The organism is Kocuria tytonis, assembly GCF_003226895.2.
GTDB classification, from domain to species: Bacteria; Actinomycetota; Actinomycetes; order Actinomycetales; family Micrococcaceae; genus Kocuria; species Kocuria tytonis.
In genome coordinates this window covers 755195-775700 of record NZ_PNJG02000001.1, presented here as the reverse complement: position 1 = coordinate 775700, position 20506 = coordinate 755195, and the positions used below count along the sequence as shown (strand labels likewise).

The window sequence follows — 20506 nt, the reverse complement described above, 5'->3', positions numbered from 1 at the left end:
GGAAAGGACGGCAATGGATATACAAGCTCCCACGACGCACTTGCGGCCCCCGGGGCAGGACCGCGGTCTGCGAGACGTGTTCGCCAACAGGTTCCTGCTCCGCCTGATCGTGGACAAGGAGATCCAGATCCGGTACCGCGGGACCGTTCTGGGACTGCTGTGGTCCTACCTCAAACCGGGTGTGCAGTTCCTGGTGTTCTACATCGCCATGGGCGTGTTCCTGGACCTCAACCGGGGGATCGAGAACTTCGCGGTGTACCTGTTCTCGGGCATCGTGGTGATGAACCTCTTCTCCGAGGTCTTCGGCAATGCGTCCCGGTCCGTGGTGGCCAACGGCGGTCTGCTCAAGAAGATTTACCTGCCGCGGCAGCTGTTCCCGGTGTCGAACCTGCTGGTGGCGTTCATCCACTTCGTGCCACAGCTGGCCATCCTGCTGCTCGCGTGCTTCCTCACGGGATGGCACCCGGGGATCAAGCAGCTGCTCGCGGTGCTCGTGGGAACGCTCATCATCTCCCTGTTCTCGTTGGCGCTGGGCATGCTGTTCACCACGTTCAACGTGTTCTTCCGGGACGCGGAGAACATCGTGGACCTGCTCATCATGGTGTCCACGTGGGCCTCGCCCGTGCTCTACATGTGGACCATGGTGCGGGAGAAGCTGTGGGACTGGGTGTACTACGTGTACATGCTCAACCCGCTCACGGTGGCGGTGGAGCTGTTCCACTACGGGTTCTGGTTCCCCACCACGGACAATCCGCAGATCTGGCACATCCCCCCGCACCTGCTCACGGGGTGGACCCCCCTGGCCATCGTCACCAGCCTGATCCTCTACTTCCTGGCGGACAAGCTGTTCCGCTCGCAAGAGGGCAACTTCGCGCAGGAGCTGTGAAACATGTCTAGTTCAACCACTCGGCACACGCCGGACCGCACCGAGGCGGATCTGGCCATCCGCGTCAGCCACATGACCAAGGAGTTCGTGCTGCGCCACACCCGCTCCATGAAGGAGGCGTTCGTGTGGCTCGTGAAGGGGCGCAAGGGGGACCTCACGGCCAAGTTCACAGCGCTCAACGACGTCTCCTTCGACATCTACGACGGTGAGACGGTGGCCCTGCTGGGCTTCAACGGTTCCGGGAAGTCCACCACCCTGAAGATGATCTCCGGGGTGATGAACCCGGATTCGGGGGAGATCCTCACGCGCGAGAAGGTGGCGGGCCTCATCGAGGTGGGCGCGGGTTTCCACCCGGACCTCACCGGGCGGGACAACGTCTACCTCAACGGCGCGATCCTGGGCATGACCAAGGAGGAGATCGACGCCAAGTTCGACGACATCGTGGCCTTCTCCGAGATCGCCGAGTTCATCGACACTGAGGTGAAGTTCTACAGCTCCGGCATGTACCTGCGCCTGGCCTTCTCCGTGGCCATCCACACGGACCCCGAGGTCTTCCTGGTGGACGAGATCCTCTCCGTGGGGGACGAGCCGTTCCAGAAGAAGTGCATCGGCCGCATCAAGGACCTGGTGCGTCGCGGCAAGACGCTCGTGGTGGTCAGCCACGACCTCGGTCTGGTCATGGACATCTGCGAGCGCGGGATCGTGATGGACCACGGCACCAAGGTCTTCGACGGCAACGTCTACGGCGCGGTGGCGCACATGCGCAACCAGCCGGAGGAGGACGTCCGTCGGGAGCACGAGGAGGGCCTGGCCCGCGCCCTGGAGGACAAGCGCCGCAAGCGCGAGTGGCAGGCACGCGAGGCCGCCGAGCGCGGCGAGCAGTTCGTGCCGCAGTACGACCCGGACCTGGACGGGCCCCTGGCCGGCTGATCAGCCGGCACCCGCCCAAACGACGACGGCGCCGCGAGAGTCCTGCTCTCGCGGCGCCGTCGTCATGGGCGGGCCCAAGGGCTCAGTCGCACCCGGTGATCTTGTACAGCTTGGCCTCGGGGCCGGTCTGGGCCACGAGTTCGAAGCCGTTCTGGGGGGTGAGCTGGTCGTAGCCCTTCGGGTCGAAGTACGCGTACGGGTTGACCTGCCGCGTGCCGAAGTCCAGGACGTACCGGACGTGGTGCTTCTCGAGTGCGGGGCACACCTCGGGATCCGTGGTCAGCTCGTCCAGGTGGTGGATGATCACCGAGGACTCGTGGTCCGTGGGCAGGCCGTTGTGGGGGATGAGCACCTGCGTGCCCGAGACCGCGTACGCCTGCGACGTGCCGGTGAGCGGGTTGCCGAAGACCACCGCGTCTTCGGGCACGTACTCGGGCAGCTCCTCGAGCAGGGCGCGCTCCTCGGGGGAGACCAGTGCGTAGGGGTAGTCCCCGCTGCCCGCGTACTGGCTCTTGCCGTACTCCACGATGTCCGTCATGGGCCGGGTCTGCAGCAGCTGCCACCCCACGACCACCGCCAGCATCCCGCCGACCACCGCGGCTGTCCGCGAGCGGAGGACAGGCGCGGTGCGGGCGGCCGCGGTGCGCACGCCGTCCGAGGCGCGGGGGCTGCGGGCCGCTCGGGACGCGGTGTGGCGGGCGCGGGAGACCACCCAGTGCAGGACGGCCACGGCACCCGCGGTGGCCATCGGGACCGCGACGACGGGGATCAGTGCAAGAATTCGGTGGTCGTCGTTGTACCAGACGCCGGCCCAGTCGTAGCGCAGGTGTGCGTTGCGGGAGGACGCCACGAGCACGTACAGCCACACGAGGAACGCCCACGCTCCCACGACCCACCGGGAGGTGTGCCGCAGCAGGCTGCCCGCACCCACGAGCACCACGATGACCAGGGCCCACGGCAGGTGCGGAGCGCTGGGATGGACGGTGGCCAGCGCCTCGCCCAGAGCCTGGGGCTCGGTGGCGTGGGGCTTCCACGAGGATGCCGTCTGGCTGGCACGCGCCGCGAACCAGATCTGCTGCAGGATCGCGAGCCAGGCCACGAGTCCCACAGCACCGAGGACCTTCAGCCACCACGGGTTGGTGTGGCGCACGGTGCGCCACCACGCCGTGAGCAGCATGATCCAGAGCAGTGCGAGGCCCACCACCACGGTGGAGGGGTGCGCCAGGCCCATGGCGCCGGTGACGGCCAGAATGGCCACCCACAGTGCGGTCCGAGACCGCAGGTAGGGCTCCCGGGAGAGGTTCAGGGCATCGGCGAGCAGTCCCAGCCACGCGGGCAGGAACGCGATGGACATGGCATTGGGATACAGGTTGCCGTAGAAGCTCAGCAGATAGGGGAAGGTGGGGAAGCTCGAGGCCATCAGTCCGGCGGCCACCGCCACGGCGGGGCGGGAGCCGAGCAGCCGGGTCGTGAAGTAGAGGCAGCCCAGCACCCACGCCACACCGCACACCAGCATGGTCATGGCATTGGCCGTGAGCACCACCGGCAGCTGGCTCATCTGCGTCACGAACGCCGCGGTGTCGTGCCACGCCGCGGGGTAGAAGGTGGGGTCCCCGACTCCCAAGCCGCCCAGCGTCAGGGAGGAGGCGTGGCCGGTGTCGTGGATGTACCGCACGGCGTTGTAGTGGAAGTTCGCGTCGTACGTCTGCGAATAGGCGTCCGGCACCTGGATGATCAGGTGCAGGCGCTGCACCACGATCCCGATGCCCAGCGCCGCCGCGCACCACAGCCCCATGGTGGTGGAGGTGATGCGCTGCCGCAGCGGAACGGCACCGGCCCAGGGGCCGACCATGCGGCGTCGGGCGGGAAGCAGGGCGAGCCACAGCACCAGCGCCACCAGCACGAACGCACCGGACACCGTGAGCGGGTTCCACGGCACCCCGGCGAGACCGAAGACGACGGCCGAGGCGCCGAACCCCGCCACCGACAGCGGGATCGCGCATGCCCAGCGCGCGAGTCCGCGCAGCCCCAGGGCCACGCTGAGCAGCGCGCCCGGCAGAATCATGAGGATTCCCACGAGGGCGTACGGGGGAAGTGCTTCTAGCCAGCTCACGGGACCGGTGACTCCAGACGGCAGGGGGGCGGGTACGTGGGAAGTTTAGTGGACGCACCCCGGGCCACCCTCCCCGTTCGCGGGCGTGGACTCCGAGGATCTTGGGAGGGGACGGGGAGCCTCGGCGGTCCGGGTGTGTGGGCCGTCCTGTGGGAGAATGGGGCGCGTGAGTCGAGCGTGGATTGTGATGCCCGTGTACAACGAGGCCGAAGTGGTGGGGGAGGTCCTGCGCACTCTCCGGCAGACCTTCCCGCACGTGGTGTGCGTGGACGACGGCTCCCGGGACGATTCCGCGCGGATCTGCCGGGATGCCGGAGCGGTGGTGGTCCAGCACCCCATCAACCTGGGCCAGGGCGCGGCGCTGCAGACGGGGTTCGAGTACGCCCTGCAGGACCCGGAGATGGACTGCGTGGTGACCTTCGACTCGGACGGCCAGCACCGCGTGGTCGATGCGTACGACATGGTCCAGCGCATCCGCAGCGGTGAGGCCGAGGTGGTGCTGGGTTCGCGCTTCCTGGACGACCGCACCCAGGTCTCCACGCTCAAGCGGCTCGTGCTGCGCACCGCGGCGTTCGTGTCCAGGTTCACGAGCGGAATGGACCTCTCGGACGCCCACAACGGGTTGCGCGCGATCGACCGCGCCACCGTGGCCAGGCTGCACCTGAAGCAGAACCGCATGGCCCACGCCTCGGAGATCGTGAACCGGTTCGCGGAGCTGCAGCCGCGCTGGGTGGAGCACCCCGTGGAGATCATCTACACCGACTATTCGCGCGGCAAGGGCCAGTCCCTGCTCAACGGCGTGAACATCCTGGCCGAACTGTTCGTGAAGTAGCGGAGGCGCACCCCCATGACCATCGTGGTACAGATCGTCCTGATTCTCGCCGTGGCCTACGGCGCCCTCACGCTCGTTCGTGGCGGGGCCAACGCCAAGCACCAGGCCATCCGCCGGCTGGCCGCCGTGGCGTTCTTCCTGTTCGCGGCCGTGTCCATCCTGGTGCCGGACCTCGTCACGCAGGTGGCCCGCGCACTGGGCATCGGCCGCGGCACGGACCTGGTGCTCTACGCGCTCGTGGTGCTGTTCATGGTCACCCAGTACACCTCCGCCCAGCGCCGCCGGGACGAGGAGGTCAACGTCACGCGCCTCGCCCGCCACATCGCCATCGCGGAGGCGGAGCAGCCCTGGGAGCACGACGCCGCCCACGCGGACCGCGCCTCGGTGCGCACCTTCGCGGCGTCCTCCCCGGCCGCGCGTCCGACCGACGAACCCCACACCGGACCCGCAGCTGCCCCGTCCGGTCGTGATTCCGCACGCGGCGGATCCACGGCGGTCTGAGGCCCGCATCCAGGATGTGACCGATCCCACGTTTTGTGCGAATGCATTCTGCGACCGGACATGACGCCGTGCGGCGGGTGCATCGACGCACGTCAGCGGGTTTATCCACAGTTCCGCGGGGTGGTCGTGTCCGCCGCCTGGGATTTCCCCTAGCGTTCCCCCAGAGATGACCAGCCAGTAACGGGTTCGGGGGAACCCCAGGGGGAGCCATGGCCACGGGTGTTGCCGAGGACGCGATCGGACTGATCGAAGCGGACGTGCGCGAGCAGATCCGCCGCAGCGGCCTGGATCCGCTTCACGAGGTGGAACCCACCCGGCAGATCGTGGCGTCCGTGGTCTCCGAGTACGACGTCCGCTCGGCCCGTGCCGGACTGCCCCGGATCCAGGATCTGGACGCCGCGCGCAAGACCGTGCTGGATCTCGTGGCCGGGTACGGCCCGCTGCAGCCGTACCTGGACGATCCCGAGGTGGAGGAGATCTGGCTCAACGGGCCCACGGAGATCTACGTGGCACGCGGCGGGGAGTCCGAACTGACGAGCCTCGTGCTCACCGAGTCCCACGTGCGCACCCTCGTGGAGCGGATGCTGAAGTCCTCGGGGCGCAGGCTGGACCTCAGCTCCCCGTTCGTGGACGCCTCGCTCCCTGACGGCTCCCGGCTGCACGTGGTGATCCCGGACATCACCCGCAGCCACTGGGCGGTGAACATCCGCAAGTTCGTGGCCCGTGCGCGGCGGCTCGAGGACCTCGTGGGGTTGGGGTCCCTGACCACGCAGGCGGCGCACTTCCTGCACGCCGCGGTGGACTCCGGGTTGAACGTCCTCGTCTCCGGTGCCACCCAGGCCGGCAAGACCACGATGCTCAACTGCCTGTGCGCCGCCATCGGGCCGCGGGAACGCGTGGTCACGGTGGAGGAGGTCTTCGAGCTCCGGGTGGCACTGCGCGACGTCGTCGGCATGCAGTGCCGGCAGGCCAATCTGGAGGGGACGGGTGAGATCCCGCTGCGTCGGCTCGTCAAGGAGGCCCTGCGCATGCGTCCGGACCGGCTGGTGGTGGGTGAGGTGCGCGAGGCGGAGAGCCTCGACATGCTGATCGCCCTGAACGCCGGGCTGCCGGGCATGTGCTCCCTGCACGCCAATTCCGCACGGGACGCCGTGACCAAGATCTGCACCCTGCCCCTGCTCGCGGGCGAGAACATCTCCTCGGCGTTCGTGGTGCCCACCGTGGCCTCGTGCTTCGACCTGGTGGTCCACTGCCACCGCGATCCCACGGGGCACCGCCGCGTGGTCGAGATCCTGGGAATCGGGAACCGGGTGGAGAACGGGGTCATCGAGACGTACCCGGTCTTCCGGATGCAGGACGGCGTCCTGCGCGCGGTGGCCTCCGAGGTCCCCTCCGCCGAGAAGTTCGTGCGCGCGGGGTACGTGCCGTCGGTCCTCCTGCACGACGACGCCGCGGAGCCGGTCGTGGCGCCGGAACCGCCCGGTGCTCCGCGCACCCCGCTCGCACCGGAGCGGAAGGGGCGAGCCACAGGAACCCCCGAGGGTGGCACCGCGAGAACCGGTGCCCGTGCGCGCGGGGTGGCCGGTGGGCCCCGTCGTCCCCGTGCGCGTCCCGGCACCGGTGGTGCGACGCGCAACCCCGGAGCAGGTGGCTCGTGAGCGCCCTGGTCGGAGCCGTGCTGGGTGCCGGTGTCTTCCTCATGTGGTGGTCGTGCTGGACGCGACCGCCGGTGGCCCGCACCCGGCACGCCCGCACGGGGTGGTTCCGCACGCTCCTGCTGCAGGCGGATCTCCCGGGGGTCTCACCAGCGGCCCTGCTCGGGGTGAGCCTGCTGCTCGCCGTGGTCTCCGGTGTGCTGGTCCTGGCGCTCACCTCCGCCGCGGTCTTCGGGCTGTGCGTGTTCCTCGTGACCCTGTTCGTGCCGCTGTGGTTCGTCGGCCACCGCGCCAAGCGCCGCACGGCGGTGCTGCGGGAGGTCTGGCCGGACGTGGTGGACCACCTCCGCTCGGCCATCCGGGCCGGCATGGGGCTGCCCGAGGCGCTCATGCAGTTGCAGTACCGGGGGCCCGAACCGCTGCGTCCCGCGTTCGCCCGTTTCGCCGCGGACTACCGCGCCAGCGGCCAGCTGCACGCGTCCCTCACGATGCTCAAGCAGCGGCTCGCGGACCCGGTGGCGGACAACATCGTGGAAGCCCTGAGGGTGACCCGCGAGGTCGGTGGAACCGATCTGGGCAAACTGCTGGGCACCCTGTCCGAGTTCCTGCGCGAGAACGAGCGGACCCGCAGTGAACTGGAGGCCCGGCAGTCCTGGACGGTCAACGCGGCACGGCTGTCCGTGGCGGCACCGTGGTTGATCCTCGCGCTCATGGCCACGCAGCCCGCGGCGGTGCAGGCCTACAACACTCCCGCGGGGGCGGTCGTGCTCCTGGGAGGTCTCGCGGTCTCCGTGCTGGCCTATCAGCTCATGCTGCGCCTGGGAGCCCTGCCCACCGAGCGAAGGGTGCTGCGATGAACCTCACGCTTCTGTCCGGGCTCCTCGGCTTGGTCCTCGCCCTGGGTCTGTGGCTCGTCCTCACCGCGGCCAGGGCCGTCGGCGCACCGAGCTTCGCGGATCGGATCGCGCCGCAGCTGCGCGCCGCCGAGCTGAGCAGCGCACTGAGCGGCGGCACCTCGTGGGCCTCACGTCGCTCCCGCGGGCAGTCGCTGACCGGGCTCGCCGGGAGCGTGGCCATGGGGTGGGTCCTGCAACGGGCCGCGCCGCTGTTCTCGAACGCCGATGTGCTGGCGCGTCGGCTGCTCCGGGACGGATCCCGCAAGGACGTCATGGACTACCGGGCGGAGCAGGTGCTGTCCGGGGTGGCCGGGGCGGTGGCCGGCAGTGTCGTCGGCATCGCGCTGGCGGTGCGGGCGGACGTCAACGTGGCCATCGTGGCCGTCGGCACCGTCCTCGGAGCCGGGGCCGGAGTGTGGCTGCGCAACGACCAGCTGAGCCGCGGCATCCGCCGTCGCGAGAAGCGCATGCTGGCCGAGTTCCCCGCGGTGGCGGAGCTCATGGCGCTCGCCGTGGGTGCCGGGGAGAGCGCCGTGGGTGCACTAGAACGAGTGTGCCGGGTGGCGGAGGGGGAGCTCGCGGGGGAGTTCCGGGCCGTCCTCGCCCAGACCCGTGCGGGATCCGGACTCGCCACCGCACTGCAGGACTTCTCGGCGCGCACGGACGTGGTGGCCCTGGGCCGGTTCGTGGACGGCATCGTCGTGGCCATCGAACGCGGAACGCCCCTCGCGGACGTGCTGCGCGCCCAGGCCCAGGACGTCCGCGACCACGACAAACGCGTGCTGATGGAGGTCGCGGGAAAGAAGGAAATTGCCATGCTGGTCCCCGTGGTGTTCTTCATCCTCCCGCTGAGCGTGATGTTCGCGGTGTTCCCGGGGCTCGCCGTGCTCAACCTGGGTTTCTGAACCGTTCATCGGATGTACCCGTCGACTAAGGAGACGATCATGAAACACCTAGTGCGCTGCCACGCCGCGCTCCTCTGGCTGCTCACCGCGGCCCTGCCCGCACGGATCGGGGCGGAACCGGATGATCCCGACCGCGGGGACGTTCCCGGATGGGTGATGCTCACACTGATGTCCGCGGTGCTGGTGGCGGGGCTGCTGCTGATCGCGCGGCCCGCGCTGGAGGGGCTGTTCCAGGATGCCATCAACCGCGTGTCCGGTCTCTGAGCCGCGGACGGACCCCGACGCGGGCAACGCCGTGGCGGAGTACGTCATGGTCCTGGGGCTCGCCATCGTGCTGTTCGGGATGATCCTGCAGGTGGGCTTCGCGCTGCACGTGCGCAACACCCTGATCGACGCCGCCGCAGCCGGGGCGCGCTACGCGAGTCTCGCGGACCGCACGGACGCCGACGGCGTCGAGCGCACCAGGGGGATCATCGCGGACACGGTGGGGGAGCGCTACGCCCGGGACGTCTCGGTGTCCCGCACGAGCGCGGGAGCCCTGCCCGCCGTGGAGATCCGCGTGCTCGCCCCGCTGCCCGTGGTGGCCGCCGTGGGACCGCCGGGCGCGTTGGAGGTGAGCGGCCACGCGGTGGACATGGATTCGTGACGCGGTTCGGGAGTGGAAACGGGATGCGGAGGAGGACGCGGACCGGGGCAGCGCGGTGGTGGAGTTCGTGGGTCTCGGACTGCTGCTGCTCGTTCCCATCATCTACCTCGTGGTGACGGTGGCGCGCGTCCAAGCGGGGTCGTTCGCCGTGGTCGCCGCCGCCGAGCAGGCCGGCCAGGCGGTGTCCGTGCTGGAGGCGAAGGACCTCGACCGGACGGGGGTCCACGCCGCCGCCGCGGTGGCCGCCCAGGACCACGGGTTCGCCCCGCAGGAGCTCTCCGTGACCGTCTCCTGCTCCGACGGCTCGTGCGAGGCGCCGGGGGCGGTGGCCACCGTTCACGCGTCACTGGCGGTGGACCTGCCGGGCATGCCGGGTTTCGTGACCGCGAAGGTGGCCACCCTGACCGCGGACGTCACGGTCGTTGCGGGGCGGTACTCGTGACCGCCTCGAACCGGACCCCGGCGGCCCACCCGGCACCGGGCGGGGTGCGGCCCGCCGCTCCCCGGGCAGGAGCTGTGTCGCGGTCACGGCCCTGCCCCGGCATCCGGCCGGCCGCGGCCACCGCTGCGCAGCGGGAGGACACGGATTCCGGGCAGACCACGATCGTGCTGATCGGCTTCGCCCTGGTGACCCTCCTGCTCGTGGTCACCGTCCTGGCGATCACGAGCGTCTACGTGGGCACGCGGCAGCTGCAGTCCCTCGCGGACCGGGCCGCGGGCGCCGCGGCCGACACGTTCACCACCGTGGACCGCTCCGGTTCCGGCCCACCCACACCCGTCCTGACGAACGACGCCGTGGCAGGCTCCGCCGCAAGCTACCTGGGCACGGTGGGCGCGTTCCACGACGTCAGCGGGCTGGCGGTCGGCACGCCCACCGGGTCGTCGGACGGGACCACGGCGCAGGTCACCCTCACCGCGGTGGTGCATCCACCAGTGGTCAACGTCATCGTTCCCGCCGGCGTGCCGATCAGCGCCACCGGTGACGCCCGCGCCGTGATGCGGCGCTGACGCGCCACCGGTAACACCTGCGCCGCGACGCCACGATCACGCGCCGCCGCGGAATCCACCCAACCCGGCACGGCCGGTGACATGGCCGTGCAGGCGCCCTCCCGGCGGCCGTGGGCACCGCACGCGGGCCCGGCGACGACGGGCGCGCGCCTTCGGTGCCCCGCGCGTGGATTCCCGCGCGGACCGCCCCGAACGCCCCTGCCTCCAAGGGAATGGGGCGGTCAGCGGCGGCGCAGCGCGCGCACCACGTGACGCACCGTGCCGTACCTGCGGTACAGCCCGATCAGCGGGATCACGCCACCCGCGCGGCGGACGGCCTGGTGCCGGACGGTGCGCAGCAGCTCACGCCGCAGGGCGGGTCCGAGGGTGGTGCGGGAGGAGCGGCTCATGGGAAAGAGTCCTTTCGGTGGGGGTGGGGCGGGGAGGGTCCCCGGGTCAGTACTGCTCCCAGTCCCGGGGCAGCGCTGCGGAAGTGTCGAAGGGCTCGCGGTCCGCCACGGCCCCGGAGCGGTCGATCACGGTCACGTGCTGGGAGGAGCCGCGCCGGGAGCCGCCGGTGATGTGCGCACCGGTGTCCGCGACCACGTTCACGAGCTCCACGCCGGGGCCCACGTGCACGCGGTCCAGCAGCACGCAGTTGCGCACCACGGCACCGGCTTCCACGGTCACGTTCTCCCCGATCACCGAGTGCTCCACCGTGCCGGCCACGTGCGAGCCGGGTGCCACGAGCGAGCGGGTGACGGCGGCGTCGTCGGCGACGAAGGCGGGGAGCAGGGGTGCCTGACCGCTCCAGATGGGCCACGCGGGATCGTCCAGCGTGGCGCCGTCCCCGTCCAGCAGCTGCTGCTGCGCCGTCCAGAAGGACTGGATGGTGCCCAGGTCCATCCAGTAGCCCAGGTGGCGGTGCTCCACCACCCGGTGGTGCTCCATGACGTGGGGGATGAGGTCCTCGCCGTAGTCGCCCAGTTCCCCGAGCTCCTGCTGGAGGTGGGTCAGGGAGTCCAGCAGCACGTCCGTGGCGAACAGGAACATCTCTCCGGCCACCAGGCTGCTCGTGGGCTCCTCCGGCTTGTACTCGAAGCGCGTGACGGTGCCGGCCTCGTCGGTCTCCACCACGCTGTAGCGGGAGGCGTCCTCGGAGACCTGCGTGGTGACCATGGTGAGGTCCGCGCGCTTCGTGAGGTGCGTGTCCACCACGTCCCGGAAGTCCACCGTGTAGAGGTGGTCCGCCGAGAGCACGAGCACCAGGTCCGGGTCCGCCTCCCGGATGAGTTCGGCCTGGCGGAAGATCGAGTCCGAGTTGCCGGAGGCGAAGCCCTCGCCGTCCGCCCCCTGGTACGGCGGCAGCACGTGCAGCCCGCCGTGGGAGCGGTCCAGATCCCACGGCCGCCCGCCGGCCATGTAGAAGTTGAGGTCGTGGGGCAGGTACTGCTGCACCATCCAGACGTCCGTGATGTGCGAGTGCACCAGGTTGGACAGGGAGATGTCGATCAGCCGGTACGTGCCGCCCACGGGCAGCGCGGGCTTGACGGTGTGGTCGGTCAGGGCGCCCAGGCGCGATCCCTTCCCTCCCGCGAGAACCAGTGCGAGCACGGTGGGACGTTCCATCGTCAGTCTCCTTACCAGGCGGGGATCGCTCCCGAGCCTACCGACTCACGGGGCCTGCGGGCCATGACGTAAAGTGGTCTGTCATGGCCTCCATTGACTACGCTGCAGAAATCCGTGCCCTCCGCGCCACCTACGACTCCGTGGCGGCGGTCAGCGATGCGGAGACCCTGCAGAAGGAGATCGCGGAGCTCGAGCAGCAGGCGGTCGCACCGGACCTGTGGGACAACCCGGACGAGGCGCAGAAGATCACCTCCCAGCTCTCCCACAAGCAGTCCAAGGTGGACCGGCTGGCCAAGATCGAGAGCCGCATCGACGACCTCGAGGTCATGGTGGAGCTTGCCGAGGACGAGGACGACCAGGAGACCCGCGACGCCTCCGCCGTGGAGCTCGAATCCGTTCGCAAGGCCCTGTCCGAGCTGGAGATCCAGACCCTGCTGGCGGGCGAGTACGACGAGCGGGAGGCCGTGGTCACCATCCGCTCCGGTGCGGGTGGCGTGGACGCCGCGGACTTCGCGGAGATCCTGATGCGCATGTACCTGCGCTGGGCCGAGCGTCACGGGTACCCCACCAAGGTCCTCGACACGTCCTACGCGGAGGAGGCCGGTCTGAAGTCCGCCACGTTCGAGGTCAAAGCCCCGTACGCGTTCGGCACGCTGTCCGTGGAGGCGGGAACCCACCGGCTGGTGCGCATCTCCCCGTTCGACAACCAGGGCCGCCGCCAGACCTCGTTCGCCGCGGTGGAGGTCATCCCGCTCATCGAGTCGGACGACACCGTGGAGATCCCCGAGACCGAGCTCAAGGTGGACGTGTTCCGCTCCTCCGGCCCCGGTGGTCAGTCCGTGAACACCACGGACTCCGCGGTGCGCATGACCCACATCCCCACGGGCATCGTGGTGTCCATGCAGAACGAGAAGTCGCAGATCCAGAACCGCGCCGCCGCGCTGCGTGTGCTGCAGTCCCGCCTGCTCCTGCTGCGCCAGGAAGAGGCGGACGCCAAGAAGAAGGAGATGGCAGGGGACGTCAAGGCCTCGTGGGGCGATCAGATGCGCTCCTACGTGCTGAACCCGTACCAGATGGTCAAGGACCTGCGCACCAACTACGAAGAGGGCAACCCGTCCTCCGTGTTCGACGGCGGGATCGACTCGTTCATCGACGAAGGCATTCGCTGGCGCGCAGGAGTGCGCCGCGACGACGAACAGGACTGAGACTCCACCGGCCCGCTCCCGGCCGCGCCCGTAGGGCGCGATACCCGGGCGGCACGGGGCGGGGGAGCAGTGAGGGAAGAACAGGCCGATGGCCAAGAAGAACGCTGATGACGGCCGCCGGATCGTGGCCAACAACAAGAAGGCGCGCCACGACTACACCATCTACGACACCTACGAGGCCGGTCTGGCGCTCATGGGGACCGAGGTGAAGTCGCTGCGCATGGGGCGGGCGTCCCTGGTGGACGCGTTCTGCCAGTTCGACAACCGCGGTGAGCTGTGGCTCGAACACGCCCACATCCCGGAGTACCTGCAGGGCTCGTGGACCAACCACTCGGCGCGGCGGCGTCGCAAGCTGCTGCTGCACCGCGCCGAGCTGGACAAGATCGCGGGCAAGACGCGCGAGGCCGGTTACACCATCATCCCGCTGTCGCTCTACTTCGTGGACGGCAAACGGGTGAAGGTGGAGATCGCGGTGGCCCGCGGCAAACGCGAGTACGACAAGCGCCAGACCCTGCGCGAGAAGCAGGACAACCGCGAGGCCCAGCGCGCCATGCGCTACCGCAACATGCGCGGCTGAGCCCGCGGCCCACGCGTCACCCGGCCGGTGCCTCCAGACGGAGGTGCCGGCCGTTCCACGTGCGCCGCAGCCAGCGGTCGTGCGAGGCCACGACGACGGTCCCCGGGTACTCGGGGATCGCCGCCTCCAGCTGCGTGGCCAGCACCAGGGAGACGTGGTTGGTGGGCTCGTCCAGCAGCAGCACGTGCGGCGGGTCCGCGAGCAGGGCCGCCAGCGCCAGCCGACGCCGCTGTCCCACGCTGAGTTCGCCCAGCCGCCGGTTCTCGTCCCGCCCCGCGAGCAGCCCGAAGGTGCCCAGCGGCACGGCGTTCGCGCGGTCCTCGCCCACCAGGCCCCGGTAGACCGCTGCCACGGTGCGGGTGGGATCGGCATGTGCCACGGTGTCGTCCTGACCCAGCATGCCCACACGCAGGCCGGGCGCGGTGTGCACGGAGCCGCTCGTGAGGTGCAGCTGCCCCGTGAACAGGCGCAGCAGCGTGGACTTCCCCGCGCCGTTCGCCCCCGTGAGCAGCCACTTCTCGCCCGCGCCCACGGTCAGCGAGACGGGGGCCAGCCGTCCTGCCACCGCGGCGTTCGCAACGCTGAGCACCGGCCCGGAGGCGCGCAACCGGTGCGCCGCGGCGCCGTCGGCGGCCGTGAGCCCGCGGAAGAAGAGCTCACGCGGGGGCTTGCGGATCTGCTCCTCCTCCAGCGCGGCGAGCCGGGCGCGGGCGTCGTTGACGCGCCGGGAGACAACCGCGGCGTTGCGGTCCGCGTAGAACTTCTTGGCCATCCTGGTCTCCGAACGGGGCGTCCAGTCCGCGTGGCCCACAGTGTGCTGGTTCTTCACGGCGGCGCGGAGCTTCTTGAGCTGATCCTGCTCGTCCCGCCAGGTGTACTCCCAGCGCTCGCGGGCCTCCAGCCGCGCCAGCACGTACTGCGAGTACGTGCCGCTGAACCGGGTCACGCCGATGCCCGTGCCGGTTCCGTCGCCCACGAGGTCCGCGGTGGTGGCGTGCGGGCGCGGGGCCGGGTCCAGGTCCACGAGCGAGGTCACGGTGGCGTCCAGGAACGCGCGGTCGTGGCTCGCGAGGAGCACCGGACCGCGCCAGGACCGCAGCGTGGTGGTGAGGAACCCGATGGCGGAGTCGTCCAGGTGGTTGGTGGGCTCATCCAGCAGCAGGACGTCCGGGGCGCAAAGCAGGGTCCATGCCAGGGACAGCCGCGCACGCTGCCCGCCGGAGAGCTCCCCGGTGCGGCGTCGTCGACGGCGCGGGCGACCTCGCGCACGTGCCGCACCGCGGCCGCCACGGCCTGGGCCACGGTGTCCCGGGGCGCGAACGGCGGTTCCTGGTGCAGCAGGCCCACGCGGACGGGAGCACCACCGGGGCCGACGGCGCGCACGGTGCCGGCGTCAGGCGTCTGCAACCCCGCAGCGATGCGCAGCAGGGTGCTCTTGCCCGAGCCGTTTTCCCCGATCAGGCCGGTGGGCCGGCCGCCCGCCACCGTGAAGGAGACGTTCGTGAGGACGCGGTGGGCGCCGAACGCGGCGGAGACGCCGTCCACGGCGAGCTGGGTGCCCGCAGTCCCGGGTGTCGTGGCCGTGGGGACGGAGGCGTTCCGGCGTCCGGGCACGGGGAAGGGCGATTGCAGTGGGTTCACGGGTGTCCTCGGATGGTCGCGACCCCGCCGGGCACGGGCCTCGGGCGCGGGGATTCGTCAATGGACTCATCGGGACATGGCCCCACCGTAGGGCACGGTGGGGAATGGGGCAAGGGGTCGCCGTTGACGGACGGGCGTGCGCGGACGTACTCTTGGAGACCCACGGCAGGGTGTACCGAGTGCGCACCGCACCGTGGGAGCTCATTGAAAAATGAATACGGGGATGATCGGTTTCGACGATGTGAGTTGAGACAGGGGAAGCGGGTCGAGGACGCAGAGTTATCTCGTAAACGCTCTCTGCAAAAAATATAAGTGCCAAATCCAAGCGCACTGACTTCGCTCTCGCTGCGTAAGTAGCCTGAGCAGTCTGTCAGCCCAGGTTCACCTTCGACCTGGGACCTGACATCAGCTAGAAGGTCACTGCTCTGAACGTACGTCACGGACGTTCAGGGGACTTTCACGTGACTGAGTCCGGCGGTCACTCGTGTGCGAGATGACCGGGACTGAGAAACCTGACAGCACACTGCACCCGGAGAAGCCCTGACAATGCTGCATCGGACGGGGGTTCAATTCCCCCCATCTCCACCGACGACGCCCGCGGGCGTCACGAACACCTCGGACCTTCGGGTCCGGGGTGTTTTTTCATGCCGTGGCGGGTCCGTTGCTGCCGGCTCCCGGGATCGGACGCGTGCCACGCGGGCCTGTCCCGGGGTCACTTCGCGGCCGGTCCACCTCACGGGTCCGCGTGGGCCGATGTGGAACACTGGAGGGCGACACGGATCACCACGACCGAAAGGCAGGCGTTTCCATGAACGAGCGTTCCAACGAGCAGTCGGGGTCCTCCTCGGCGTCGAACCGGGAGCAGCCCCAGTACGGTCAGCACTCCGAGGGCGGTTTCCGCGGCGCCGCGGGACAGCAGCCCGAGTACGGCCAGTACGGGGACCAGCAGTACGGGGGTACTCAGCACGGCGCGGCCCAGGACGACGCCCCGCAGTACGGCGCCTCGCAGCAGTACGGGGACCAGCAGTACGGTCAGGGCGACCGGTACGGCCAGCAGTCCTACGGTGACCAGGGGTACGGCGGCCAGAACTACGGCGTCCAGGGCCAGGACGAGCGCGGGTACGGCAACCAGGGCTACGGGGTGCAGCAGGGTTACGACACCCAGTCCGGCAACGGGTACCCCACGCACTACCAGAACGACCACAACCAGCAGGGCTACAACGGCCAGAGCTACAACGGTCAGGGTCAGTACGGCTACGACCAGGGGCCCGTGCCGGGCAAGGGCCTGGCCATCGCATCCCTGGTGCTGGGCATCCTGGGCATCCTGACCTTCTGGTTCTTCGGACTGGGCGGTCTGCTGGGTCTCGTGGGCCTGGTGCTGGGCATCGTGGGGCTGGTCAAGATCCGCAAGTCCCGCCGGGGTTCGTCCGCACTGCCCGTCGTGGGCATCGTGCTGTCCGCGCTCGCCCTGATCGGCGGCATTCTCATGGCCGCCCTGTTCGCATGGGTCTTCGGATCCATGGGCGACTGCTTCCAGTACGCCACCCAGAACGATCAGACGCAGTACCAGCAGTGCATCGAGGACTCGCTCAACGACTCCGTGAACTCCTGATTCCGGGGGCGAGGTCGTGCGGCCCGGTGCCTCGCGACCGGCCACAGGACGGCAGGCCCGTCACCGCTCGTCGCAGCGGTGACGGGCCTTCGTCATGCCGCCCCATGGTCCACGACCATCCCGGCGGACCGGGTGCCGCCCACCGGGCGTGACCCCGAAGTCCCACGGCGCGCTCGGGAGCCCGGGCGGATTCACCCGGTGGGACGGCGCGCTCAGCTCTCGCGTGTGCCGAGAACGTCGAGGGCGGCGTCGTGCAGGAGGCCGTTGCTGGCCAGCGCGTTGGGACCGAACGGACCGTCCTGTCCCGCCAGCGAAGTGAAGCGTCCACCGGCCTCGGTGACGATGGGCACGAGGGCGGCCATGTCGTACAGGTTGAGCTCGGGCTCGCACGCCAGGTCCACCGCGCCCTCGGCCACGAGGCAGTAGGACCAGAAGTCGCCGTACGCGCGCGTGCGCCACACCCGGTCGGTGAGCTCGACGAACCGGTCCCGCACGCCGAGGTCCCGCCACCCGGTGAGGGACGAGTAGGACAGGGAGGCGTCCGCGAGCGTGGCCACGGACGAGACGTGGATGCGCTGCGCCTGGGACAGCGAGCGTCCCGTGAAGGCCCCGGATCCGGAGGCGGCCCACCAGCGGCGGTTCAGCGCGGGGGCGGAGACCACCCCCAGCACCACCTGCCCGTCCTCCACGAGCCCGATCAGGGTGGCCCACACCGGCACGCCGCGCACGTAGTTCTTGGTCCCGTCGATGGGATCGACCACCCACTGGCGGCCGCCGGAACCCGTGGTCCCGAACTCCTCGCCGATCACGGCATCACGGTTGCGTACGCGCCCCAGCTGCGCCCGGATCACCTGCTCGGCCTCCCGGTCCGCGTCCGTCACGGGGGTGAGGTCCGGTTTGGTCTCCACCGTGAGGTTGCGGGACTTGAACCGCTTCATGGTCAGGCCGTCCACGGAGTCCGCGAGGATGTGGGCCAGGCGGAGGTCGTCCGTGTAGTTGCTGGGTGCTCGCATGGGTCTACGTTATCCCTTGTCCGAGGCGCTTCTCGCTGTCACCGCGCGGGGTCTCCCCGCGCGACGCCGCCAGCAGCCTGCGCAGCGACTCCAGCCGGTGCGGGGCGGCCGGGGAGGCCTCCGGGCGGTGCACCCAGGCATCGAGGGCGCAGCCGGGGGAGTCCGCGGTGTGCAGACACCCTCGCGGGCACTCGGCGGTGGCGGGGACGAGATCGGTGAAGGCGTTGAGCAGATCCTCCTCCGCCACGTGGGCCAGACCCAGGGAGCGGATGCCGGGGGTGTCCACCACCCAGGTGCCGGGGCTCGTGCCGGGCACGGTGAGGGCCCGGGCGGAGGACGAGGTGTGGCGGCCGCGGCCGGTGACGTCGTTGACGCCTCCCGTGGCGCGCTCGGCCCCGGTCAGGGCGTTGACCAGCGTGGACTTGCCCACCCCGGACGGTCCCAGGAACACGCTGACGTGGCCGTCCAGCAGGTCCCGGAGCCGGTTCAGGGACTCTTCGGAGATGGCCAGCGACTGCTCGTGCAGACCGGCTTCCGGGCGCTGCCCCCGGTCGGTGGCCCGCTGGGTGCTGATCGTGAGCACGTCGAGGTCGTGCAGGTAGCGCAGGAACTCGGCGGGGTCCGCGAGATCGGACTTGGTCATGCACACCACGGGGGTGATGTCCGCGTCCCACGCGGCCACCAGCCCGCGGTCCACGAACCCGGTGCGCGGCGTGGGGGAGGCTGCCGCCAGCACGAGCACGAGCCGGTCCGCGTTCGCGACGATCACGCGCTCCACGGGGTCGGTGTCGTCCGCGCTGCGCCGGAGCACGGTGGAGCGCGGTTCGATGCGCACGATCCGGGCCAGGGTGTCCGGGGCGCCGGTGACGTCACCCACCACGCCCACCAGGTCACCGGGCACGACGGGCTGCCGGCGCAGCTCCTTGGCGCGCACGCACAGCACGGTGCGGGGCTGCGGTCCGTCCTCGGCCACCACGCACGTGTAGCGGCCGCGGTCCACCGCCACCACGCGCGCGACCACGGCATCCTCGTGGGACGGGCGCTGCTTGGTGCGTGGCCGTGAGCCGCGCTTGTTGGCGCGGATCCGGACGTCGGACTCGTCCCAGGTTCTGCCGGCCACGGTCTCAGTCCCGCGCGTTCACGAGCTCGGCCCACAGCCGGGGGAACTCCGGGAGGGTCTTGGCGGTGGTGGCGATGTTCTCCACGCTGATGCCCGGGACCCGCAGCCCCAGGATGGCTCCGGCGGTGGCCATGCGGTGGTCGTGGTAGCTGTGGAACACCCCGCCGCGCAGGGGGGCGGGGGAGATGACCAGCCCGTCCGCGGTCTCCCGGACGTCGCCGCCCAGGGCGTTGAGCTCGCTGCGCAGCGCGGCGAGCCGGTCGGTCTCGTGGCCTCGCAGGTGGGCGATGCCCCGCAGCCGGGAGGGACCGGTGGCCAGCGCGCACAGCGCGGCCACGGTGGGAGCGAGTTCCCCGGCCTCGGAGAGGTCCAGGTCCACGCCGCGCAGCTCGCGGGGACCGGCCACGGTGAACGTGCCGTTGTGCAGTGAGACGTCCGCGCCGAAGCGGGGCAGGATGTGCCGCCACTGGTCACCGCCCTGCGTGGTCCGCGCGGGCCAGTCGGGAATGCCCACGGTGCCGCCCGTGACGGCGGCGGCGGCGAGGAAGGGCCCGGCGTTGGAGAGATCCGGTTCCACCGTCACGTCCAGACCGGGCACCGCGCACGGGCTCACGCGCCACTCGCGCTCGCTCACGCGCCGGGCGTCGACGCCCGCGGCGCGCAGCACCTCGAGGGTCATGTCCACGTGCGGCAGGGAGGGAACGCCGCCGCCCGTGCCCTCGTGGCGCAGGGTCAGCGGGCTCTCGAAGCGCACCGCGGACAGCAGCAGCGCCGAGACGAACTGCGAGGAACCGCTCGCATCGATCGTCACGGTGCCGCCGGTCACGGACCCGGTGCCGACGACGCTCAGGGGCAGCGTGCCCCGGCCCTCGTCCACCACGTGCACACCGAGCTGACGCAGGCCGTGGACCACGGGACCCATGGGACGCACGCGCGCGGCGGCGTCGCCGTCGAACTCCGCGGTGCCGGAGCACAGGGCCGCCACGGGCGGGACGAAGCGCATGACCGTGCCCGCGAGACCGCAGTCGACGCGGGCGGCGCCGTCCAGCGGGTGTCGAAGCGGCAGGGGCTGCACCCGCAGATCCGGACCGAAGGGGCCCGGATCCGGAAGCGGGGTGATCACCGCGCCCAGGTCCTCGAGCGCGGCGATCATGAGGGAGCTGTCCCGCGAGTGCAGCGGCTTGCGCACCACCGATGGCCCCGCGGCCAGGGCCGCGAGCACCAGGTACCGGTTGGTCAGGGACTTCGAACCCGGCACCGCCACCGTTCCGCTCACGGGTGACCCGTGGGTGGAGGGAGCGGGCCACGGGGCCGGGTCCCGGGGGTGCGACAAGCCGCTGCGCGTCACGAGCTGCACC

At 70.5% G+C, this 20506-nt stretch carries 20 protein-coding genes, 1 other RNA gene and 2 pseudogenes; 15 read left to right on the top strand and 8 right to left on the bottom strand.

The features are described 5' to 3' along the window. Positions 1 to 13 precede the first annotated feature (13 nt). Positions 14 to 886 carry an ABC transporter permease gene (locus tag C1C97_RS03455; RefSeq protein ID WP_121029990.1) on the top strand — a complete coding sequence of 291 codons (873 nt, stop codon included), beginning with the start codon at positions 14 to 16 and terminating at the stop codon, positions 884 to 886. Between the two features lie 72 nt (positions 887 to 958). Continuing rightward, positions 959 to 1651 (top strand): annotated as a pseudogene (locus tag C1C97_RS03450) (ABC transporter ATP-binding protein); the annotation flags it as partial. A 247-nt stretch (positions 1652 to 1898) separates the two neighbouring features. Here the strand turns inward: C1C97_RS03450 and C1C97_RS03445 are convergent. Then, on the bottom strand, positions 1899 to 3929 hold the full coding sequence (locus C1C97_RS03445; protein ID WP_233542695.1) for a DUF6541 family protein: 2031 nt from the start codon (positions 3927 to 3929) through the stop codon (positions 1899 to 1901). A 157-nt stretch (positions 3930 to 4086) separates the two neighbouring features. Here C1C97_RS03445 and C1C97_RS03440 point away from each other — a divergent pair, with 157 nt between their 5' ends. From C1C97_RS03440 to C1C97_RS03400, 9 genes are all read left to right on the top strand, one after another. Then, a complete protein-coding gene (locus C1C97_RS03440) occupies positions 4087 to 4761 on the top strand; it encodes a glycosyltransferase family 2 protein (RefSeq protein ID WP_110920237.1) in 675 nt (224 codons plus the stop codon). Between the two features lie 15 nt (positions 4762 to 4776). Next, positions 4777 to 5262, top strand: a complete 486-nt coding sequence (locus C1C97_RS03435) for a DUF2304 domain-containing protein (RefSeq protein ID WP_121029984.1) — start codon at positions 4777 to 4779, stop codon at positions 5260 to 5262. Positions 5263 to 5471: 209 nt separating this feature from the next. After that, positions 5472 to 6920 carry a CpaF family protein gene (locus C1C97_RS03430; protein WP_233542694.1) on the top strand — a complete coding sequence of 483 codons (1449 nt, stop codon included), beginning with the start codon at positions 5472 to 5474 and terminating at the stop codon, positions 6918 to 6920. Then, the gene (locus C1C97_RS03425) at positions 6917 to 7774 is read left to right on the top strand and encodes a type II secretion system F family protein (RefSeq protein WP_121029982.1); all 858 of its coding nucleotides are present in this window, start codon (positions 6917 to 6919) and stop codon (positions 7772 to 7774) included. The genes C1C97_RS03430 and C1C97_RS03425 overlap by 4 nt, the downstream gene beginning before the upstream one ends. Further along, complete coding sequence (locus C1C97_RS03420) at positions 7771 to 8718, top strand: type II secretion system F family protein (RefSeq protein ID WP_121029980.1); 948 nt, start codon at positions 7771 to 7773, stop codon at positions 8716 to 8718. The genes C1C97_RS03425 and C1C97_RS03420 overlap by 4 nt, the downstream gene beginning before the upstream one ends. 39 nt (positions 8719 to 8757) lie before the next feature. Beyond that, complete coding sequence (locus tag C1C97_RS03415; protein ID WP_110920233.1) at positions 8758 to 8982, top strand: hypothetical protein; 225 nt, start codon at positions 8758 to 8760, stop codon at positions 8980 to 8982. Between the two features lie 31 nt (positions 8983 to 9013). Then, positions 9014 to 9364, top strand: a complete 351-nt coding sequence (locus C1C97_RS03410; RefSeq protein ID WP_110920232.1) for a TadE/TadG family type IV pilus assembly protein — start codon at positions 9014 to 9016, stop codon at positions 9362 to 9364. Positions 9365 to 9431: 67 nt separating this feature from the next. Further along, entirely contained in the window at positions 9432 to 9806 is a 375-nt protein-coding gene (locus C1C97_RS03405; RefSeq protein ID WP_233542693.1) for a hypothetical protein, read from the top strand. Positions 9807 to 9880: 74 nt separating this feature from the next. Continuing rightward, positions 9881 to 10372, top strand: a complete 492-nt coding sequence (locus C1C97_RS03400) for a pilus assembly protein TadG-related protein (RefSeq protein WP_233542692.1) — start codon at positions 9881 to 9883, stop codon at positions 10370 to 10372. 221 nt (positions 10373 to 10593) lie between these two features. On the opposite strand, the gene C1C97_RS12395 is transcribed toward C1C97_RS03400, so the two are convergent. Both C1C97_RS12395 and C1C97_RS03395 read right to left on the bottom strand, forming a co-directional pair. Beyond that, positions 10594 to 10761 (bottom strand): hypothetical protein, encoded by a 168-nt coding sequence (locus C1C97_RS12395; RefSeq protein WP_199712164.1) that lies wholly within the window; start codon positions 10759 to 10761, stop codon positions 10594 to 10596. Positions 10762 to 10807: 46 nt separating this feature from the next. Further along, positions 10808 to 11980 carry a glucose-1-phosphate adenylyltransferase family protein gene (locus C1C97_RS03395; RefSeq protein WP_121029978.1) on the bottom strand — a complete coding sequence of 391 codons (1173 nt, stop codon included), beginning with the start codon at positions 11978 to 11980 and terminating at the stop codon, positions 10808 to 10810. A gap of 83 nt (positions 11981 to 12063) precedes the next feature. On the opposite strand from C1C97_RS03395, the gene prfB reads away from it, so the two are divergent. Together prfB and smpB are read left to right on the top strand one after the other, a co-directional pair. Further along, complete coding sequence (gene prfB, locus C1C97_RS03390) at positions 12064 to 13185, top strand: peptide chain release factor 2 (RefSeq protein ID WP_121029976.1); 1122 nt, start codon at positions 12064 to 12066, stop codon at positions 13183 to 13185. 88 nt (positions 13186 to 13273) lie between these two features. Then, positions 13274 to 13762, top strand: a complete 489-nt coding sequence (gene smpB / locus C1C97_RS03385) for an SsrA-binding protein SmpB (protein WP_121029975.1) — start codon at positions 13274 to 13276, stop codon at positions 13760 to 13762. Positions 13763 to 13778: 16 nt separating this feature from the next. On the opposite strand, the gene C1C97_RS03380 is transcribed toward smpB, so the two are convergent. After that, entirely contained in the window at positions 13779 to 14840 is a 1062-nt protein-coding gene (locus C1C97_RS03380) for an ATP-binding cassette domain-containing protein (protein WP_325048940.1), read from the bottom strand. A 239-nt stretch (positions 14841 to 15079) separates the two neighbouring features. Continuing rightward, a pseudogene (locus C1C97_RS12700) lies at positions 15080 to 15247 on the bottom strand (ATP-binding cassette domain-containing protein); the annotation flags it as partial. A 375-nt stretch (positions 15248 to 15622) separates the two neighbouring features. Between C1C97_RS12700 and ssrA the strand changes: the two are divergent. Further along, positions 15623 to 15991: a transfer-messenger RNA gene (gene ssrA / locus C1C97_RS03375) on the top strand. 220 nt (positions 15992 to 16211) lie between these two features. Beyond that, a complete protein-coding gene (locus C1C97_RS03370; protein ID WP_110920458.1) occupies positions 16212 to 17015 on the top strand; it encodes a DUF4190 domain-containing protein in 804 nt (267 codons plus the stop codon). Positions 17016 to 17227: 212 nt separating this feature from the next. On the opposite strand, the gene hisN is transcribed toward C1C97_RS03370, so the two are convergent. The 3 genes from hisN to aroA are packed head-to-tail and all read right to left on the bottom strand — an operon-like array spanning position 17228 to position 20496. Next, positions 17228 to 18028, bottom strand: coding sequence for a histidinol-phosphatase (gene hisN / locus C1C97_RS03365; RefSeq protein WP_110920457.1), 801 nt, complete (start codon positions 18026 to 18028; stop codon positions 17228 to 17230). 4 nt (positions 18029 to 18032) lie between these two features. Further along, positions 18033 to 19148: a ribosome small subunit-dependent GTPase A gene (gene rsgA / locus C1C97_RS03360; protein ID WP_121029973.1), complete on the bottom strand. Its 1116-nt coding sequence runs from the start codon at positions 19146 to 19148 to the stop codon at positions 18033 to 18035. Between the two features lie 4 nt (positions 19149 to 19152). Next, positions 19153 to 20496, bottom strand: a complete 1344-nt coding sequence (gene aroA, locus C1C97_RS03355; protein ID WP_110920463.1) for a 3-phosphoshikimate 1-carboxyvinyltransferase — start codon at positions 20494 to 20496, stop codon at positions 19153 to 19155. Positions 20497 to 20506: the final 10 nt, after the last annotated feature.

What these genes read in the sequence shown, in the direction of transcription:
- C1C97_RS03370 (WP_110920458.1), top strand. Translation starts at nt 16,212, where the DNA reads ATGAACGAGCGTTCCAACGAGCAGTCGGGGTCCTCCTCGGCGTCGAAC.
- C1C97_RS03440 (WP_110920237.1), top strand. Translation starts at nt 4,087, where the DNA reads ATGGGGCGCGTGAGTCGAGCGTGGATTGTGATGCCCGTGTACAACGAG.
- C1C97_RS03395 (WP_121029978.1), bottom strand. Translation starts at nt 11,980, where the DNA reads ATGGAACGTCCCACCGTGCTCGCACTGGTTCTCGCGGGAGGGAAGGGA.
- C1C97_RS03420 (WP_121029980.1), top strand. Translation starts at nt 7,771, where the DNA reads ATGAACCTCACGCTTCTGTCCGGGCTCCTCGGCTTGGTCCTCGCCCTG.
- C1C97_RS03415 (WP_110920233.1), top strand. Translation starts at nt 8,758, where the DNA reads ATGAAACACCTAGTGCGCTGCCACGCCGCGCTCCTCTGGCTGCTCACC.
- C1C97_RS03435 (WP_121029984.1), top strand. Translation starts at nt 4,777, where the DNA reads ATGACCATCGTGGTACAGATCGTCCTGATTCTCGCCGTGGCCTACGGC.
- C1C97_RS12395 (WP_199712164.1), bottom strand. Translation starts at nt 10,761, where the DNA reads ATGAGCCGCTCCTCCCGCACCACCCTCGGACCCGCCCTGCGGCGTGAG.
- C1C97_RS03430 (WP_233542694.1), top strand. Translation starts at nt 5,472, where the DNA reads ATGGCCACGGGTGTTGCCGAGGACGCGATCGGACTGATCGAAGCGGAC.
- C1C97_RS03455 (WP_121029990.1), top strand. Translation starts at nt 14, where the DNA reads ATGGATATACAAGCTCCCACGACGCACTTGCGGCCCCCGGGGCAGGAC.
- hisN (WP_110920457.1), bottom strand. Translation starts at nt 18,028, where the DNA reads ATGCGAGCACCCAGCAACTACACGGACGACCTCCGCCTGGCCCACATC.
- smpB (WP_121029975.1), top strand. Translation starts at nt 13,274, where the DNA reads ATGGCCAAGAAGAACGCTGATGACGGCCGCCGGATCGTGGCCAACAAC.
- prfB (WP_121029976.1), top strand. Translation starts at nt 12,064, where the DNA reads ATGGCCTCCATTGACTACGCTGCAGAAATCCGTGCCCTCCGCGCCACC.